Below are 2,335 nucleotides of genomic sequence, written 5' to 3'. Positions count from 1 at the left end.
TAGGTTAAGCCCTCGATCGATTAGTATCCGTCAGCTCCACGTGTCGCCACGCTTCCACCTCGGACCTATCGACCTCGTCATCTTCGAGGGATCTTACCCGCTTTGCGCGGTGGGAAATCTCATCTTGAGGGGGGCTTCACGCTTAGATGCTTTCAGCGCTTATCCCGTCCGCACATAGCTACCCAGCGGTGCCCCTGGCGGGACAACTGGTACACCAGCGGTGCGTCCATCCCGGTCCTCTCGTACTAAGGACAGCTCCTCTCAAATTTCCTCCGCCCGCGACGGATAGGGACCGAACTGTCTCACGACGTTCTGAACCCAGCTCGCGTACCGCTTTAATGGGCGAACAGCCCAACCCTTGGGACCGACTACAGCCCCAGGATGCGATGAGCCGACATCGAGGTGCCAAACCTCCCCGTCGATGTGGACTCTTGGGGGAGATCAGCCTGTTATCCCCGGGGTAGCTTTTATCCGTTGAGCGATGGCCCTTCCATGCGGAACCACCGGATCACTAAGCCCGACTTTCGTCCCTGCTCGACCTGTCCGTCTCGCAGTCAAGCTCCCTTGTGCCTTTGCACTCTCCGAATGATTTCCAACCATTCTGAGGGAACCTTTGGGCGCCTCCGTTACCTTTTGGGAGGCGACCGCCCCAGTCAAACTGCCCGCCTGACACTGTCTCCCACCCCGCTAAGGGGTGCGGGTTAGAATTTCAATACCGCCAGGGTGGTATCCCACCGCCGCCTCCACCGAAGCTGGCGCTCCGGCTTCCCAGGCTCCCACCTATCCTGTACAAGCGATACCAAAATTCCATATCAGGCTGCAGTAAAGCTCCACGGGGTCTTTCCGTCCTGTCGCGGGTAACCTGCATCTTCACAGGTAGTATAATTTCACCGGGTCTCTCGTTGAGACAGCGCCCAAGTCGTTACACCTTTCGTGCGGGTCGGAACTTACCCGACAAGGAATTTCGCTACCTTAGGACCGTTATAGTTACGGCCGCCGTTTACTGGGGCTTCGGTTCGCACCTTCGCTTCCGCTAAGCGCTCCCCTTAACCTTCCAGCACCGGGCAGGTGTCAGCCCCTATACGTCGCCTTTCGGCTTCGCAGAGACCTGTGTTTTTGATAAACAGTCGCTTGGGCCTTTTCACTGCGGCTCGTTCGGGCTCACCACCCAAACGAGCACCCCTTCTCCCGAAGTTACGGGGTCATTTTGCCGAGTTCCTTAACGAGAGTTCTCCCGCGCGCCTTAGGATTCTCTCCTCGCCTGCCTGTGTCGGTTTGCGGTACGGGCACCTCTTCCCTCGCTAGAGGCTTTTCTTGGCAGTGTGAAATCGGGGACTTCCGGAATACTCCGTCGCCGTCACCGCTTGGCCTTGCGATCCGCGGATTTGCCTGCGGATCAGCCTCACGGCTTGGACAGGCTCTTCCAGCCGCCTGCTCGCCCTATCCTCCTGCGTCCCCCCATCGCTCAAACGGGAAGGAGGTGGTACAGGAATCTCCACCTGTTGTCCATCACCTACGCCTTTCGGCCTCGGCTTAGGTCCCGACTAACCCTGAGCGGACGAACCTTCCTCAGGAACCCTTAGGCTTTCGGCGCAGAGGATTCTCACCTCTGTTTTCGCTACTCATACCGGCATTCTCACTTCTAAGCGCTCCACCAGTCCTTCCGGTCTGGCTTCTCTGCCCTTAGAACGCTCCCCTACCGATGACCAACGGTCATCCCGCAGCTTCGGCGGCACGTTTAGCCCCGGTACATTTTCGGCGCAGAGTCACTCGACCAGTGAGCTATTACGCACTCTTTAAATGGTGGCTGCTTCTAAGCCAACATCCTGGTTGTCTCGGCAACTCCACATCCTTTTCCACTGAACGTGCACTTCGGGGCCTTAGCTGGCGGTCTGGGCTGTTCCCCTCTCGACCACGGATCTTATCACTCGCAGTCTGACTCCCGGGCATAAGTCGTTGGCATTCGGAGTTTGACTGGGTTCGGTAACCCGTTTTGGGCCCCTAGCCCAATCAGTGCTCTACCTCCAAGACTCTTACACCCGAGGCTAGCCCTAAAGCTATTTCGGGGAGAACCAGCTATCTCCAAGTTCGATTGGCATTTCACCCCTACCCACACCTCATCCCCGCACTTTTCAACGTGCGTGGGTTCGGGCCTCCAGCCGGTGTTACCCGGCCTTCACCCTGGACATGGGTAGATCACCTGGTTTCGGGTCGACGACGACGTACTTGACGCCCTCTTCAGACTCGCTTTCGCTGCGGCTCCGCCTCTTCGGCTTAACCTCGCACGCCATCGTCACTCGCCGGTTCATTCTACAAAAGGCACGCCATCACCCAT

1 rRNA gene is annotated in these 2,335 nt (G+C 58.0%); it reads right to left on the bottom strand.

The features are described from left to right. Nucleotides 1–2,335: ribosomal RNA gene (locus GJ1_RS17280) — 23S ribosomal RNA — on the bottom strand; the annotation flags it as partial.

Origin of the sequence: Geobacillus jurassicus NBRC 107829, assembly GCF_001544315.1 — a bacterium.
In the GTDB taxonomy this organism is placed as follows: Bacteria; Bacillota; Bacilli; order Bacillales; family Anoxybacillaceae; genus Geobacillus; species Geobacillus jurassicus.
Note: the sequence above shows the minus strand (reverse complement) of the source record. Positions and strands in the feature narration are given on the sequence as shown.